The organism is Streptomyces sp. NPDC015220 (assembly GCF_043079345.1).
Taxonomy (GTDB): Bacteria; Actinomycetota; Actinomycetes; order Streptomycetales; family Streptomycetaceae; genus Streptomyces.
Genome location: NZ_JBIBUK010000023.1, coordinates 1 through 15,251 on the forward strand (window position 1 = coordinate 1; position 15,251 = coordinate 15,251).

General features: G+C 71.7%; 14 protein-coding genes. 2 read left to right on the forward strand and 12 right to left on the reverse strand.

What is annotated here, in order from left to right; genetic code table 11:
• The 11 genes from ACF061_RS31595 to ACF061_RS31645 form a co-directional block, all read right to left on the reverse strand.
• Positions 1-1,049 (reverse strand): homocysteine S-methyltransferase family protein (locus ACF061_RS31595; RefSeq protein ID WP_392270420.1); only part of this gene is annotated, 1,049 nt, incomplete at its 3' end.
• Positions 1,046-2,029 carry a carbohydrate kinase family protein gene (locus ACF061_RS31600; protein WP_392270421.1) on the reverse strand — a complete coding sequence of 328 codons (984 nt, stop codon included), beginning with the start codon at positions 2,027-2,029 and terminating at the stop codon, positions 1,046-1,048. The genes ACF061_RS31595 and ACF061_RS31600, both read right to left, overlap by 4 nt.
• 1 nt (position 2,030) lies before the next feature.
• A complete protein-coding gene (gene metK, locus ACF061_RS31605; RefSeq protein ID WP_392270422.1) occupies positions 2,031-3,239 on the reverse strand; it encodes a methionine adenosyltransferase in 1,209 nt (402 codons plus the stop codon).
• Between the two features lies 1 nt (position 3,240).
• Positions 3,241-3,963, reverse strand: coding sequence for a holo-ACP synthase (gene acpS, locus ACF061_RS31610; RefSeq protein ID WP_392270423.1), 723 nt, complete (start codon positions 3,961-3,963; stop codon positions 3,241-3,243).
• Between the two features lies 1 nt (position 3,964).
• Positions 3,965-4,843, reverse strand: a complete 879-nt coding sequence (locus tag ACF061_RS31615; RefSeq protein WP_392270424.1) for a hypothetical protein — start codon at positions 4,841-4,843, stop codon at positions 3,965-3,967.
• Between the two features lie 85 nt (positions 4,844-4,928).
• Complete coding sequence (locus ACF061_RS31620) at positions 4,929-5,819, reverse strand: diiron oxygenase (protein WP_392270425.1); 891 nt, start codon at positions 5,817-5,819, stop codon at positions 4,929-4,931.
• A 105-nt stretch (positions 5,820-5,924) separates the two neighbouring features.
• Entirely contained in the window at positions 5,925-6,998 is a 1,074-nt protein-coding gene (locus ACF061_RS31625; protein ID WP_392270426.1) for a class I SAM-dependent methyltransferase, read from the reverse strand.
• Positions 6,995-7,825 (reverse strand): class I SAM-dependent methyltransferase, encoded by an 831-nt coding sequence (locus ACF061_RS31630; protein ID WP_392270427.1) that lies wholly within the window; start codon positions 7,823-7,825, stop codon positions 6,995-6,997. The genes ACF061_RS31625 and ACF061_RS31630 overlap by 4 nt, the downstream gene beginning before the upstream one ends.
• Positions 7,826-7,893: 68 nt before the next feature.
• Positions 7,894-8,406 (reverse strand): MaoC family dehydratase, encoded by a 513-nt coding sequence (locus ACF061_RS31635; RefSeq protein ID WP_392270428.1) that lies wholly within the window; start codon positions 8,404-8,406, stop codon positions 7,894-7,896.
• Positions 8,407-8,502: 96 nt separating this feature from the next.
• Complete coding sequence (locus ACF061_RS31640; protein ID WP_392270429.1) at positions 8,503-9,678, reverse strand: trans-sulfuration enzyme family protein; 1,176 nt, start codon at positions 9,676-9,678, stop codon at positions 8,503-8,505.
• A gap of 164 nt (positions 9,679-9,842) precedes the next feature.
• Entirely contained in the window at positions 9,843-11,282 is a 1,440-nt protein-coding gene (locus tag ACF061_RS31645; RefSeq protein WP_392270430.1) for an MFS transporter, read from the reverse strand.
• Between the two features lie 294 nt (positions 11,283-11,576).
• Between ACF061_RS31645 and ACF061_RS31650 the strand changes: the two genes are divergently transcribed.
• Together ACF061_RS31650 and ACF061_RS31655 are read left to right on the forward strand one after the other, a co-directional pair.
• The gene (locus ACF061_RS31650; RefSeq protein WP_392270431.1) at positions 11,577-11,873 is read left to right on the forward strand and encodes a heavy-metal-associated domain-containing protein; all 297 of its coding nucleotides are present in this window, start codon (positions 11,577-11,579) and stop codon (positions 11,871-11,873) included.
• 378 nt (positions 11,874-12,251) lie between these two features.
• Positions 12,252-12,977 carry a lysophospholipid acyltransferase family protein gene (locus ACF061_RS31655; RefSeq protein ID WP_392270432.1) on the forward strand — a complete coding sequence of 242 codons (726 nt, stop codon included), beginning with the start codon at positions 12,252-12,254 and terminating at the stop codon, positions 12,975-12,977.
• A gap of 70 nt (positions 12,978-13,047) precedes the next feature.
• On the opposite strand, the gene ACF061_RS31660 is transcribed toward ACF061_RS31655, so the two are convergent.
• On the reverse strand, positions 13,048-14,646 hold the full coding sequence (locus ACF061_RS31660; RefSeq protein ID WP_392270433.1) for an alpha/beta hydrolase: 1,599 nt from the start codon (positions 14,644-14,646) through the stop codon (positions 13,048-13,050).
• Between the last annotated feature and the right edge of the window lie 605 nt (positions 14,647-15,251).

A 15,251-nucleotide genomic window follows, 5' to 3' on the forward strand; every position in this document is an offset into this window, starting at 1 on the left:
TTCGCGTTGGTCCGCTCACCGATCGCCAGATACGACGTGTCCTGCCGGAACGGCACCGTCTGGTACAACGACGCCGCACCCGGCTCCGGACGCGGATCCCGCCCGGCCGGCACCACACCCCGCACCCGCTCCACCACCCGCCGCAGATGCTCCGGCGTCGTACCGCAGCAGCCGCCGACCAGGGACAGACCGTAGTCCCGGACGAAGTTCTCCTGCGCGTCCGCCAGCTCCACGGCGGACAGGGGGTACCGGGCACCGTCCTTGGTGAGCTCGGGCAGACCGGCGTTCGGCATGCACGACAACCGGACGCGGGCGTGCCGTGCCAGGTAGCGCAGGTGCTCGTTCATCTCGGCCGGGCCGGTGGCGCAGTTCAGGCCGATCATGTCGATGCCCAGCGGCTCCAGCGCGGTCAGCGCCGCACCGATCTCCGAGCCCAGCAGCATCGTGCCGGTCGCCTCCACCGTGACCGACACGATCAGCGGGACCTCGTGGCCGGCGGCCTCCATCGCGCGCCGGGCGGCGATGACGGAGGCCTTGGTCTGCAGCAGGTCCTGGGTGGTCTCCACGATCAGCGCGTCCGCGCCGCCCGCCAGCAGACCCTCGGCGTTGGCCTGGTAGGCGTCCCGGATGACGGTGAAGCTCGTGTGGCCCAGCGTCGGCAGCTTGGTGCCCGGCCCCATCGAGCCCAGCACCCAGCGGGTCCGGCCGTCCCGCGCGGCGTACTCGTCCGCGGTCTCCCGGGCGACGCGGGCGCCCGCCTCGGACAGCTCGGCGACGCGTTCCACGATGTCGTACTCGCCCAGGGCGGTGAGGTTGGCGCCGAAGGTGTTGGTCTCGACGCAGTCCACGCCCGCGTCGAAGTAGGCGGAGTGCACCGAACGCACGATGTCGGGCCGCGTGACGTTCAGGATCTCGTTGCAGCCCTCGAGGTCCTGGAAGTCCTCGAGCGTCGGGTCCTGGGCCTGGAGCATGGTGCCCATCGCGCCGTCGGCGACCACCACACGGGTGGCGAGCGCCGTCCTCAGTTCCTCGGTTCGCGCCGCGCTCACGACACCTCCCGCAGATGGGGCGTGAGGTGCGCCGCGCAGCCCACTCCATAGGTGTCCCGCAGCCGCGCGAGCAGCACGTCGCGGTAGAGCTGGTACTCCTGTGTCCCCACGTAGTCCAGGACCGTGGCGGCGAGGACGCAGCCGAGCTGGGCCGCGCACCGCTCGGGCAGGTCCCAGGCGGTTCCGGCGAGGAAACCGGCGCGGAAGGCGTCACCGACCCCGGTGGGGTCCACGACGCCGGGCACCTCGACCGCCGGGACGGCCAGGACGTCCCGGCCGGCCCTGCGGATGCGCACCCCCGCGGCCCCGTGCGTGGTCACCCAGCAGCCGACCCGGCGAAGGAGCTCGGCCTCGGTCAGGCCGGTGCGGTCCCGCAACAGCGCGGCCTCGTACTCGTTGGTGAACAGCCAGCGGGCTCCGTCGACGAGTTCGAGCACTTCCCTTCTGCTCAGCCGGGCCAGTTGCTGCGAGGGGTCCGCGGCGAAGGGGACGCCCAGCGCACGGCAGGCGCGGGTGTGCCGGAGCATCGCCTCGGGGTCGTCGGGCGAGACCATGACCAGTCCGAGCCGTCCGACCCGTTCCACGACCGATCGCAGGTCGATCCTGCGGGCCTCGGTCATCGCGCCGGCGTAGAAGGTCGCGATCTGGTTCTGCATCCGGTCCGTGGTGCACACGAACCGGGCCGTGTGGGCTTCCTCGCTGACCAGCACGGAGTCGGTGTCGACCCCGTGCTGCTTCAGCCACACCCGGTAGGGCTCGAAGTCGGCGCCGACCGCGCCGACCAGGACCGGGCGCAGGCCGAGCAGCCCGAGTCCGAAGGAGACGTTCGCTGCCACGCCGCCGCGTCGGATCTCGAGCCGGTCGGCGAGGAAGGACAGGGAGACGCGGTCGAGGCGGTCGGCCAGGAGCTGGTCGGTGAAGCTCCCGGGGAAGGACATCAGGTGGTCGGTGGCGATGGAACCCGTGACAGCGATGCGCATCTCAGCCCTCCACAGCCCTGCGGAGCGCCTCGGCCCGGTCCGTGGACTCCCAGGAGAAACCGGGCAGTTGTCTGCCGAAGTGGCCGTAGGCGGAGGTCTGGGAGTAGATCGGGCGGAGCAGGTCGAGGTCGCGGATGATGGCCGCCGGACGCAGGTCGAAGACCTCGTCGATGGCCTTCTCGATCCTCTCGGGCTCCACCCTCTGGGTGCCGAAGGTCTCCACGAACAGACCGACCGGCTCGGCCTTGCCGATCGCGTAGGCCACCTGCACCTCGCAGCGGGAGGCCAGGCCGGCCGCCACCACGTTCTTGGCGACCCAGCGCATCGCGTACGCCGCCGAGCGGTCCACCTTGGAGGGGTCCTTGCCGGAGAAGGCGCCGCCGCCGTGCCGGGCCATGCCGCCGTAGGTGTCGATGATGATCTTGCGTCCGGTCAGCCCGGCGTCGCCCATCGGACCGCCGATCTCGAACCGGCCGGTGGGGTTCACCAGCAGCCGGTAGCCGTCGCTCTCCAGCGACACGCCGCGTTCGGCCAGTTCCTTGAGCACCGGCTCGACGACGGACTCCCGGACGTCCGGGGTGAGCAGGCCGTCCAGATTGATGTCCGGGGCGTGCTGCGAGGAGACGACGACGGTGTCCAGGCGGACCGGCGTGTCGCCGTCGTACTCGATGGTGACCTGCGTCTTGCCGTCCGGCCGCAGGTAGGGACAGGCGCCGTCCTTGCGGACCTCGGTCAGCCGCTGCGCCAGCCGGTGCGCCAGGTGGATGGGCAGGGGCATGAACTCCGGGGTGTCGTCACAGGCGTAGCCGAACATCAGCCCCTGGTCGCCGGCGCCCTGCCGGGAGAGCTCGTCCTCGCCGCCCTCGGTCCGAGCCTCGTAGGCGGAGTCCACGCCCTGCGCGATGTCCGGGGACTGCGCGCCGATGGAGACCGACACACCGCAGGACGCTCCGTCGAAGCCCTTGGCCGACGAGTCGTACCCGATGTCGAGGACCGCGTCGCGCACGAGTTCCGCGATGGGGACGTACGCGGTGGTGGTGACCTCCCCCGCGATGTGCACCTGCCCGGTGGTGATCAGAGTCTCGACCGCGACGCGGGCGGCCGGGTCCTGCTCCAGCAGGGCGTCCAGCACGGTGTCGCTGATCCGGTCGGCGATCTTGTCGGGGTGGCCCTCGGTGACGGACTCGGAGGTGAAGAGCCGCCGCCCCATCTCACTTCACCTCCGCGCGGAGGAAGTTGGCCTCTATGGCGTCGAGCGTGCGGATGGTGTCGACCTCGAGGGTCTCCATCTCGATGGAGCGCCCGCTGTGCTGTTCGAGCAGGAAGACGAACTCGACGAACGACAGCGAGTCGATGAGGCGGTTCTCGATCAGGTCCAGGTCGCTCGGGATGTCCTCCCGCTCCGGGTGGCGCTTGAGGATCCAGTCCTTGACCTGCTGCAGGGCGTCGTTCATGGGTGTGCTCCTAGTGATGCTGGGTGCGAGTGGGTTGGCAGGCGTCTCCCGGCCGGGACCGGGGAATTCGCCGGGGATGGGGGCGGCCACGGCCACCGCGTAGTCCACGTCATGGCTGATACTCACCGTGATGTCCGCGATACCGGACCGGGCTGCCATCTCCGAGGCGGTCCGCCGCAGTTCGACCAGCGGCCAGCCGCCCTCGGAGCGGCGCACCACGATGTCGCGCCACGGCAGGAACCGGTCCCGGACCCGGAGGGTCTTGAACGCCGCCTCCTTGGCCGCGATGCGTCCGCAGAGACCGAGCAGGTCAAGGCCGCCGGACGTACGGCAGTCGGCGAGTTCGCCGGGATCCAGCATCCGCTCGAAGAAGTCCTCGCCGTGGTCGTCGAGGAGCCGGCGGACGCGTTTGACGGACACGATGTCCATGCCGAGGTTCGCCCAGCCCTGGCCGCCGCCGGCGGCGGGGTGGGCCGGCACGTCACACCCCCGGCCCGACCGGAACCAGGCGTTCCCGGGCCGCGTGGACGGCGTCGGTGGCCGCGGCCCAGCTGCCGTGGCGCCGGGTGAGCGCGGACAGCCACCGCTCCAGGCCGAAGGCCACGCAGCTGGTGAAGACCGGCCCGCCGGTGCCGGCGAGGGTGATGGAGCAGCGGTCGCCGAAGAAGTTGCGGTGCGTGTTGACGGAGGCGATCGCCAGGTCCTCGAAGAGGTACTCGTGCTTGACCGGCGTCAGTCGTTGCAGCAACGCCTTGGAACCTCCCTTGTCGAAGAAGGGGTCGCAGGCGGCTTCCCTGCGCAGCGGCAGGTCGAGCGCCCCGGCGAAGGCGGTGATCCGCTCACTGAAGGCGCTCAGGTGGCCCTCGGCGTGCTCACGGCTGCCGAGCGCGACGATCTCGCGCATGCGGAAGCCGAGTTGGCGCCTGAGACCGACGTACTGCTCCTCCTTGCGGAAGCACCAGCCGACGACGGTGACGAGGGTGTCCTCGGCCACCTCACGGCCCTCGTGATCGAGGTAGACCGCGTAACAGGAGGCGGAGGGCAGGCCGAGCTCGGCGGGTTGCAGCGCGGAGCACGGGAAACAGCCGGTGTCGGCGCAGAACTCGCTGCGGCGGTCCACGTCGAGGGGGGTGGCCACGACGGCCTGGTGCGGGAAGTTGTCGTAGTAGTCCAGGCGCGCCAGGTCGGCGGCCGGGAGCAGCGGCGGCATGGTCATGGGGCTGGCCCCCGCCGCCACCCCCCACCCTTCGAACGTGTCGTCGAGGAGCCGCAGCAGGGCGGTGCCTTCCGGTCCGAGGGAGGGCAGACCGCGGACGGCCCCGGGAGAACTTCGCGGTGCTGCGGACACGGTGTGGGACATGGTGGATGACCACCTCTCGGTTCGGGTTCGACAGGAGCGGTGTTCAGGAGGACCCCAAGGATCCGGTGACCGGGCCGGCCCGCGGTCAGAGGGCCGGGAGCGTGTCGTCGGTGAAGATCCCCGTCTTGAGGAAGAAGGCGAGCGGCTTGCGGATGGCCTTGCGCTCGTACGGGCGCCGGCGCTCGTCGGCGAGGAGGACGTTGCGCAGCCCCAGCGGGTCGGCGATGCCTGCGTCCCGGTAGACGTGGGGGTTGTAGAGGGAGTTGACGCTGAAGACGACGTAGCGCTTGAGGTAGCTCTCCACCTCGCGCATCCGCTCCGCGCTCACGGCCGCCTTCATCCTGGTGAACAGCAGGGAGACCAGCTCGCGTCCGAAGGCGATGTGCCGGGACTCGTCCTGGTGGTGGAGGCGGTTGACCTGCCGGATGGTGTCGCAGAGCTGCGCGTCCTGCGCCATCCGGGTGTTGTAGTGGTCGACGAGCTCCTCGAAGAACAGGATGCGGGCGAAGACCAGGAAGTTCTCGACCTCCGGCTCCCAGGCGGAGTCGGCGCGCATGGCCGTGGAGGAGTAGATCTTGTCGCCGTAGCGGCGGCAGAACTCGGCGAAGAACCACATGTGCTCGTTCTCCTCGCCGATGAAGTGGTGGAAGAAGTCGGACGGCACCTCGAAGCCGGGCATGTGGATGCGGCCGACGACCTCGATGAGCAGCTCGCGGATGCCGTGCACGTTGAGGCTGTAGAAGTTGATCGACTCCCACTTGGACAGCCGGTGCAGCATCTCCTCGCCGAGCTCGTCGAAGTACGGGGTGCCGTACGGGGTGAGCAGCTCGGGGCTCATCCACAGCCGGTTCTCGTCCAGCTTCTCGGGCCAGTCGAACTGCTGGTACGGGTTGTAGTAGTCCTCGACGGACTTCTCGCTGAGCCGCTGGAGGACGTCGATGAAGCGGTCGGTGACGGGCAGGGCCGCGGTGGCCATGGTCTCTCCTGTCGGGTGCGCGGATCGGGCGGCTGGGTCTTGACGTTCGGAGCGGGCCGGACCAGGACGCGCGAGCCCGGCCCGGTCCGGACGGCGGGCCCTGCGTCAGGGCCGGACCTCGTAGACGGCGTTGACCGGGGTCTCCGTGGCGCGCCGCCACCGGGTGAAGCCGGCCTCCTCGGCGATGGCGCGGAACGCCTTCTCCCCCGAGTGGTTGCCGAGGGCGTGCGGGCCGCGCTGGGCGACGGCGACGGGCAGGCACATCACGGCGGACAGGGCCATGAACATCCGGGCCGCCGGTGTGGGGGTGTCGATGTCGGCGCGGGACACGTTGGACTCGACCAGCATCCAGGTGCCGTCGGGGTCCAGCGACTTGTGGACGTGCTGGGCCGCGGCCACCGGGTCACCCATGTCGTGCAGGCAGTTGAAGAAGGTCACCAGGTCGTACCCGGCGCCCGGGTAGTCGTCGGCGGACGCCGTCTCGAAGACGACTCGGTCGGACAGGCCCTCGTCCTCGGCGAGTTGCCGGGCGATGACGATGGCCTCCTCGGAGTAGTCGAAGCCGTACACCGTGGCCTTCGGGAAGGCCTTGGCGATGAGCCGGGTGGTGTGGCCGACGCCGCAGCCGACGTCGGCGGCGGTCCCGCCGTCGGCCAGCTTGCGGGGGACGTCGTGCAGCGCGGGGAGCCAGTCGGCCAGCAGCCGGTGCTGGTAGGTGGGCTGGAAGAAGCTGCCCATGCCGGTGTCCAGGGCCGGGTCGTGCTCGGCCCAGCCGACGCCGTCACCGATGCGGTAGGCGTCCGCGAGCAGGTCCTCGGTGGCGTACAGCGCCTTGAGGGCGGTGAAGAAGCCGGCGGCGAAGGTCGCGGCCCCGCTCTCGGCGAGCACGGCGGCGTGAGCGGCGGGCAGCGTGTACTTGTCGGAGGACGGGTGGCGTTCCACGTAGGCGGCGCTGAGCTGGGCGTGCAGCCACTCCTCCGCGTACCGCGCGGTGATGCCCGCGCGCTCGGCGAACTCGGCGGGCGTGAGCGGGCCGTGCTCGGCGAGCACGCGGTACAGGCCGAGCCGCTCGCCGAGGGAGACGGTCAGGCCGCGCACGGCGGCCGCGGCGTCGTCGATGAGGCGCTGGTGGAAGGCGGCGGTCGGGTCGGTGCCCGCGGCGCCGTTCGGGCCGGTCATGAGGCGTCCCCGTCCCTGGTCGCCGTGAACAGGAAGGACCTGGGGACGCCGGGCACCTCGCGCGGTGGCACCGGGTACGGCCAGCGGCCGAAGTCGGCGCCCTCCTCGCCGGGCTGCCGGACCTCGCGCACCGTCCAGCCGCAGGAGGTGAGCAGCAGCTCGGGCTCCTCGGTCCCGAAGAGCCAGGGGTTGCCGTCCTCCTCGAGCGCCTTCATGAAGGGCCGCGACAGCGGGTTCTGCAGGGCGGCCTCGCTGATCACGTCGCCGAGGAGGACCGAGCCCGGCGCGCTGTTCTGCCACAGCGTGGTGATGAGGGTGCGCACGGCGTCCTCGGGCAGGAAGAACAGCAGGCCCTCGACCACCCAGAGGGTGGGCCGTTCCGACTGCCAGCCCGCTTCCTTCAGCGGGCCGGTCCAGTCCTCGGTGAGGTCGACGGCGACGGTGCGGCGCTCGCGGCCGGCCGGCTCCGGCTCGTCGGCGAGCATGGCCGCCTTGGTCTCCAGCAGGGCGGGCCGGTCGAGTTCGTAGACGGTGACGCCCTGCGGCCACTCGAGCCGGTAGTAGCGGGTGTCCATGCCGCCGGCGAGGAAGACGACCTGGCGGAGTCCCTGTTCGTGCACCGCGCTGCCGATGGCGCGGTCCAGGTAGGTGGTGCGGATGGCGAGGAACGGCACGGTGCCTGCGCCCGCGTAGCGTTCGAGCAGTTCGAAGCCGATGGTTCCGGCGACGGTGCGCGCGTACGGGTCGGCGAACAGCCTGTCCTCGCGCTCGGTCTCCAGGGCCCGCGCGGCGGCGGTCCACTGGGCGGTGCGGGATACGGCCTCCACGGGAGGTCCTCCGTTCGGGAATCGCTTCCGTAGCGGAAGCGCATCGGTGGTGGTGCGGACGGTCGTGTTCAGCCCTTCCCCGCACAGGGGACCGGGTCCTGCGCCACGGGCATCGACACGGGGGAGGTGGCGAAGGAGTCGGCGGGGCGCCGCCGGAAGATGCTGTGCAGGATCATGCTGAACACGACCGTCCCGTCCGGGGCCACCAGCTCGCAGCGGGGCTGGACGATGCCGGTGGCGGGAGCGCCGAGCGAGGGGCGCGACCCCAGGATGGTGATGCGCGCGGTGAGGACGTCCCCGGGCCGCACGGGCCGGTGGTAGCGGACCTCGTCGATACCGGGGGAGCCGACGCAGGCGCTGTAGGCGAGCAGGCCGTCGACGTACCGCCGCATGAAGAGCGCCGAGGTGTGGAAGCCGCTGGCGATCAGCCCGCCGAAGGGCGACCGCTTCGCCTGTTCGGCGTCGGTGTGGAAGGGCTGCGGGTCGTAGCGCCGCGCGAACTCCAGCACCTCGCGCTCGCTGACGGTGACGGTGCCGAGCTCATGGACGTCGCCCTTGCGGAAGTCCTCGAAGTAGCGCATGAAGCCCCCTGGGGCGGAGAAGTAGATTCCCTGGACTTCCCCCAATCTACGAATCGACCATTTATTTTGTCAATCCAAATCTAGCTCCAACTGACCTCAACTCCCTTCCAGGGCTTGCTCGATGTCGCTCCAGAGGTCTTCCGGGTGCTCGATGCCCACCGACATCCGCACCGTCCCCGCACCGATGCCGGCCGCCGCCAGGGCCTGTCCGTCCAGCTCCCGGTGGGACGTCGACGCCGGATGGGTGACCAGCGTCTCCACGCCGCCCAGCGACAGCGCCAGCCGGGCCACCCGGACCCGTTCGATGAAGGCGCGCCCGGCCGCGCGTCCGCCGGCGAGGTCGAAGGAGACCATGCCGCCTCCGCCCGACAGGACCTGGCGCGCCAGACGGTACGAGGGATGGTCCGCCATCCAGGGCCAGCTGACGCCGGTGACCCGCTCGTGCTCCGCCAGCCGCTGGGCCACCAGTCGCGCGCCGGCGCAGTGCTGACGCATGCGCAACGGCAGCGAGGGCAGCCCGCGCAGGGTGAGCCAGGCGGCGAACGGGTCCGCGCTCGCCCCGAGTTCGACGGTCCGCGGCCACACCCGGTCGCGCAGCTCCGGGTCGGCGAAGACGGCTACACCGCCGAGGACGTCCGAATGGCCCGCCAGGTACTTGGTCGTCGAGTGCACGACCACATCGGCGCCGTGTTCGACGGGACGGCACAGCACGGGGGACGCGAGGGAGTTGTCCACCACGGTCACCACCCCGTGCCGCCGGGCCGCCGCCGCCAGGCCCGGCAGGTCCGGGACCTGACCCGTCGGGTTGGCGATGGTCTCCAGGTGCAGCACGCGTGTGGCGGGCCGTACCAGCCGCTCGAAGTCCGCCGCGTCCTGGGTGTCGACGTACTCCACCTCGATCCCGTAGCGCCCGGCGAGGTCGGACAGGACGGCGTAGGTGCCGCCGTACAGGCAGCGCTGGGCCAGCACGTGGTCACCGGGCCGCAGCAGTGCCAGCAGCACACCGCTGATGGCGCCCATGCCGGAGGCGAAGGCGATCGCGGCGGCCCCGCCCTCCAGTGCGGCGACGGTGCGTTCCAGGACCCGGACGGTCGGATTGCCGCGCCGGGAGTACACGTACGGCCCGTCCGGCCCGGCCATGGCCTCCGCCAGCGCGTCGGCGGAGTCGAAGGCGAAGGCCGAGGACTGCACGATGGGCACGCTCAGGGGCCGGCTGCCGCCCGGCGCCGGGTCGTCCCTCAGGGCGTGCACGGCTCGGGTCTGTATGTCCATCACTGACTCCTCAGCACAGCAGGAGGGCCGTTCGATGCCGGTTGCCCGGACCGAACGGCCCTTCAGAATGGGTATGGTCCTCGTCCTGCTCCCGGTGGACGGTCCGGGGCGCGCACGCCTCCGTCCCCCCACCGGGCGCGGTCGTGCGTACCAGTGCCGCCGTACTAGACCCCGGCGCGCTCGCCGTGCGCCGCCGGAGCGGCGTCGCTCTGCGCGGCGGCCGCCTTGTCGCTCCGCATCACCAGCAGGGTGATCAGTCCGCCGGCCGCCGCGATCGCCGCGGCCGACACGAACGCCGCGCTGAAGCCGTCCGTCAGCGCCGGCAGGTCGCCCAGCTGTCCGGCGCCCTGGGAGGTGGCCACCGCGGTCAGGGCCGCCAGGCCGAGTGCCGAACCCACCTGGTAGGTGGTGTTGACGATTCCGGAGGCCAGGCCCGCCTGCTCCTGCGGGGCTCCGGACATCGCGGCCATCATCGCCGGGATGTAGGCGAGGGACATGCCGAGCGCCGCGACGAGCGAGGCGGGCAGGACGTCGACCGCGAAGGTGCCGGTGGGCTTCACGGCGGACAGCCACAGCAGGCCGGCGGCGAGGACCAGCAGGCCGCCGCCGATCAGCGGCTTGGCGCCGACCTTCGCGAGCAGCCGCGCCGTGATCAGCGTCATGAAGATCATCAGCAGTCCGGTCATCGGCAGCAGCGCGGCGCCGGACTCGAACGCCCCGAAGCCGAGGACCTGCTGGAGGTACAGGTTGAGGAAGTACCACATCGGGATCCAGGCGGCGCCGAGCAGCGTCATCGCCAGGTTGGCCGAACCGAGCCGGGGGACACGCCAGATGCCGAGCGGCATGAGCGGCTCGCGCACCGTCTTCTGGATCACGAAGAAGAGCACCAGCAGGGCGCCGGCCCCGATCAGCTGGACCACCGTCCCGGTCGAGCTCCAGCCGACCTCCGGGGCGCGGACGACGGCGAAGACCGCGAGCGCCAGACCCGCCGTGACGGCGGCCGCGCCGAACACGTCGACCGCGCCGCGGCGGCTGCCGACGGCGGGCAGCAGCTTGGTGGCCGCGAGGGTGGCGACGCCGATCGGGATGTAGATGATGAAGACCCACGGCCAGCTCAGCCACTCGGTGAACACACCGCCGAGGAACACACCGGCCGTACCGCCCGCGGGAGCCGCGGCGCCGTACAGGGCCATGGCCTTGCCCAGTTCCTTGGGGTTGTGCGCGAAGAGCATCATCAGCAGCGTCATCGCCGAGGGCGCGATGAGGGCACCGCCCACGCCCTGCACGGCACGGCCGACCACCTCCACCCCGGCGTTCTGCGCGGCGGCCGCGACGACCGAGCCCGCGATCAGAACGACCCAGCCGGCGCTGAAGACCTTGCGCGCGCCGAGCAGGTCGGAGAGGCGGCCGCCGAGGAGCAGCAAGCCGCCGAAGGCGATGACGTAGGCGTTGAAGACCCACTGCAACTCGCCCTGCGAGAAGCCGAGGTCCTTCTGCATCTCGGGGAGCGCCACCCCGATGATGGACGTGTCCATGATCACCATGAACTGGGCGGCGGCGAGCACCAGAAGCGCCCACCAGCGCCGGGGATTGACGGCTGACATGAGTTCACCCTCTCTGCTATATACCCCAGGGGGGTACCTTGCGGCTGCACCGTAGCATACCCATGGGGGGTATGTAAGAGAGTCGTCCGGGGGAACGGCGGGAGCCGGCCCCGGCGGGACGCGACCGGGTGGCCCGACAGGGCGGCCGCCGGGGGCGCCGGGGCCGGTCCGGGACGGCCGCGCGACACACCCGGTGGTCAGGTACCCCTGGGGGGTATATATTCTCGTTCATGGGGAGGACGGACCGCCGCCCTCCCGCGGACCCACCCATGCACACCGAACAAGGAAGAAGCCATGACCGATCAGACGAACTCCGGATCCTGCTGCGGCTCCTGCGGTACGAACGCCTCGTCCGACGTCCAGATCCACGGCTCGGGCGTCACCACCGTCTACAAGGTGTCCGGCATGACCTGCGGCCACTGCGAGGGCGCGGTGTCCAAGGAGATCTCCGTCCTGGACGGCGTCACCGCGGTCACGGCCGTGGCCAAGACCGGTGAGGTCACCGTCACCTCCGCCGCCCCGCTCGACGAGGAGGCGGTTCGCGCCGCCGTCGACGAGGCCGGCTACGAACTCGTCGGCCAGGCCGCCTGAGAGCGGCGGTCCCCCCGGATCCGGCATTCCCGGGCCGGGACGCGCGGCACCGGCTCCGACGACAGGAGCGTGCGCACGCGTCCCGGCCCGCGCCGGTTCGCGCCGGCCCCGTCCCGGCCTTGCCGGGACGGCTCCCCGACGACCGGCCGCGGCCGGGCCCCCGCGAGGGGCTTACCCCGCGTCAGGGCCGCGCGGCCCTGACGCGACGCCGTTACGCCCGGAGCCGACCGGGCATCAGTAAACTCGGCGAAGGGTCAGCAGGAGCCCGGCCGGACAGGTCGCGGAGGGCCGCGGGTGCGCGCGGGCCGGCTCCCGCGGTCCCGGCCCCGCCCCGCTGACGACGGTCCGAAGCGGACCCGGTGGAGTGAGGGGTGAGCCGTGTTCTACTACCTGCTCAAATACGTGCTTCTGGGACCGCTGCTGAGGGTGGTCTTCCGGCCGCGCGTCGAAGGACTGGAGCACGTACCGGCGGACGGCGCGGCGATCGTCGCGGGCAACCACCTGTCGTTCTCGGACCACTTCCTGATGCCCGCGATCCTCGGACGACGCATCACCTTCCTGGCCAAGGCCGAGTACTTCACCGGCCCCGGCGTCAAGGGCCGCCTCACCGCCGCCTTCTTCCGCAGTGCCGGGCAGATCCCGGTCGACCGCTCCGGGAAGGACGCGGGCCGGGCCGCGATCCGGGAAGGGCTCGGGGTGCTGCGCAGGGGAGAACTCCTCGGCATCTACCCCGAGGGCACCCGGTCGCACGACGGCCGGCTCTACAAGGGCAAGGTCGGCGTCGCGGTCATGGCCCTTCAGGCCCGGGCGCCGGTCGTGCCGTGCGCGATGATCGGCACCTTCGAGGCCCAGCCGCCGGGCAGGGTCGTCCCGAGGATCCGTCCCGTCGTCATCCGCTTCGGCGCGCCCCTGGACTTCTCCCGCTACGCCGGCATGGAGGAGGAGAAGGCGGTCCTGCGCGCCGTGACCGACGAGATCATGTACGCGATCCTGTCGCTGTCGGGGCAGGAGTACGTCGACGAGTACGCGGCAGTGGCCAAGGACGGGCAGAACGGCTCGGAGGGTCGGCGGGGACGCGGGTTCCCCCGGTCGCCGCTCGGCTGAGCCCGCCGTGGAACGCCCGAGGGGCGGCCGGATCCACCGGCCGCCCCTCGGCGGGTACTTCCGCGGCCCGTTACGGCTTCGGCGTGGCGTGCGGAGCGCAGGTCACGTCCGTCCCGTCCACCTCGCCGGTGAGCAGGTAGGCGTCCACCCGGTTGTTGATGCACGGGTTGACCAGACCGGTGACGCCGTGGGAGCCCGCGTCCTTCTCCGTGATCAGGCGGGAGCCCTGGAAGCGCTTGTGCAGTTCGACGGCGCCCTGGTACGGGGTGGCGGCGTCCCGCGTGGACTGCACGATCAGCACCTGCGGCAGGCCCTTGCCGGTCCTGACGTTCACCGGGGTCTGCTGCTTGACCGGCCAGGTGGCGCAGGGCAGGTTCATCCAGGCGTTGGACCAGGTCAGGAACGGGTACTTGGCGTTCAGCCGCGTGTTGTCCCGGTCCCACTTGTTCCAGCTCGTGGGCCACTTGGCGTCGGTGCACTCGACGGCCGTGTAGACGGCGTTGCCGTTCTCCGAGGAGATGTTGCCCGCGGTGTCGGACATGTCCGGGGCGGCGGCGTCGACGAGCGCCTGGGTGTCACCCGCGAAGTACTTGCTGAACACCTTCGCCACCGGCGCCCACGAGGAGTCGTAGTACGGCGCGCTCTGGAAGAAGCCGAGCAGCTCGGCCGGGCCGACGACCCCGCCGATCGGGTTCTTCTTCGCGGTGGCGCGCAGCTGGAGCCACTTGGCCTGGACGGCGTCGCGGGTGGTGCCCAGGTGGTAGCTGGCGTCGTTCGCGGCGACCCAGTCCTGCCAGTCCTTCCAGCGGCCCTCGAAGGCGACGTCCTGGTTCAGGTTGGCCTCGTACCAGATGTTGTCCCGCGACGGGTCGACGACGCTGTCGACGATCATCCGGCGGACGTGGTCCGGGAAGAGCGTGCCGTAGACCGCGCCGAGGTAGGTGCCGTAGGAGACGCCCAGGTAGTTGATCTTCTTCTCGCCGAGCGCGGCGCGGATGACGTCCAGGTCGCGCGCGGTGTTCGGCGTGGTCATCTGCTGGAGCATCGCGCTGCCGGTGCGCTCGAGGCAGCCGTCGGCGTACTCACGGGCCAGCTTGCGCTGGGCGCGCTTGTCGGCCTCGGAGTCGGGCACCGGGTCCATCTTGGGCGCCTTGACGGACTCCTGCGGGTCGATGCAGGAGATGGGCGTCGAGTGGCCGACGCCGCGCGGGTCGAAGCCGACGAAGTCGTAGGCCTTCGCCGCGTTGGCCCAGACGGGGTTCTTGGCGGTGACCCGGGCCGGGAAGCGCAGGCCGGAGCCGCCCGGACCGCCCGGGTTGTAGATCAGGGCGCCCTGGCGCTCGCTCTTGGTGCCGGTGTTGCCGATGCGGTCGACGGCGAGCTTGATCTGCTTGCCGTCGGGGTGGGCGTAGTCGAGCGGCACCGAGACGTAGCCGCACTGGATGGGCTTGGCAAGCCCCCAATCGGCGGGACAGTCCTGCCAGTCGATGCCGGCCTGGGCGGCGCGGGCGGCGGCGACGGCGGCGCCGCGGGCCTCGCGGTCCTGCCCCGGGCGGCTGTCCGCATTGGCCGCGGGGGCCGCCACGGCGCCCGCTATCAGAGTCGCCGTGACGAGCGCGCCGGCCGAACCGAGCGCCAGGACCCGGTTCTTCGGTCTGATGTCCCTCAAGTGGGACCTCCCCGTACATCGTTGCGAGTGGGTACGGGGATCCTCCCGGCTGTGAGGCGGCTGAGAACAGGGTTTGTTGACCTTCTTTGCCAATCCGATAACCGGCACGACGTGTGCCGCTCAGCGGAGATCCGGCGCCGTCCCGGCCGGGCCGGGACGGCGCCTCGTCCGGTCGCCGCCACGCCCGCGCCGTCCGCGTCGCGAGCCGCGCCCGCACCCGGTCGGGCACGTCCGGCACTTCGGTTCCCGCGCGGCGACCGCGGGGACGACCGGCCGTGCGCCGCGGGCGGCCCGGATCACGCGGTCCTCGGCGACCGGCGCGGAGGAACCGCGGGCGACGCGGGTCCGCGGGCGGGTCCGCGGGCGACGCGGGTCCGCGGGCGACGCGGGTCCGCGGGCGGGTCCGCGGGCGACGGGGGTCCGCGGGCCGGGTTCGCCGGGGTTTTGACGACATCGGCCGGGCCCCGTATCGCTTCACGGCCGGGGGCCGGTCCGCGCCACAGGTGTCACCGGCGCCCCCGGCCCGCCGCCCCGAGCCCGCCGCCGGGTGTCACACCGCCACGGGGCCGCCGCCGGCCCGGGCGGGACGGAGGGCAGGAGGCCGA

Excerpts from the sequence above, each read along its gene's own strand:
- ACF061_RS31600 (WP_392270421.1), bottom strand. The coding sequence starts at position 2,029 with ATGCGCATCGCTGTCACGGGTTCCATCGCCACCGACCACCTGATGTCC.
- metK (WP_392270422.1), bottom strand. The coding sequence starts at position 3,239 with ATGGGGCGGCGGCTCTTCACCTCCGAGTCCGTCACCGAGGGCCACCCC.
- ACF061_RS31615 (WP_392270424.1), bottom strand. The coding sequence starts at position 4,843 with ATGTCCCACACCGTGTCCGCAGCACCGCGAAGTTCTCCCGGGGCCGTC.
- ACF061_RS31620 (WP_392270425.1), bottom strand. The coding sequence starts at position 5,819 with ATGGCCACCGCGGCCCTGCCCGTCACCGACCGCTTCATCGACGTCCTC.
- ACF061_RS31625 (WP_392270426.1), bottom strand. The coding sequence starts at position 6,998 with ATGACCGGCCCGAACGGCGCCGCGGGCACCGACCCGACCGCCGCCTTC.
- ACF061_RS31635 (WP_392270428.1), bottom strand. The coding sequence starts at position 8,406 with ATGCGCTACTTCGAGGACTTCCGCAAGGGCGACGTCCATGAGCTCGGC.
- ACF061_RS31640 (WP_392270429.1), bottom strand. The coding sequence starts at position 9,678 with ATGGACATACAGACCCGAGCCGTGCACGCCCTGAGGGACGACCCGGCG.
- ACF061_RS31645 (WP_392270430.1), bottom strand. The coding sequence starts at position 11,282 with ATGTCAGCCGTCAATCCCCGGCGCTGGTGGGCGCTTCTGGTGCTCGCC.
- ACF061_RS31650 (WP_392270431.1), top strand. The coding sequence starts at position 11,577 with ATGACCGATCAGACGAACTCCGGATCCTGCTGCGGCTCCTGCGGTACG.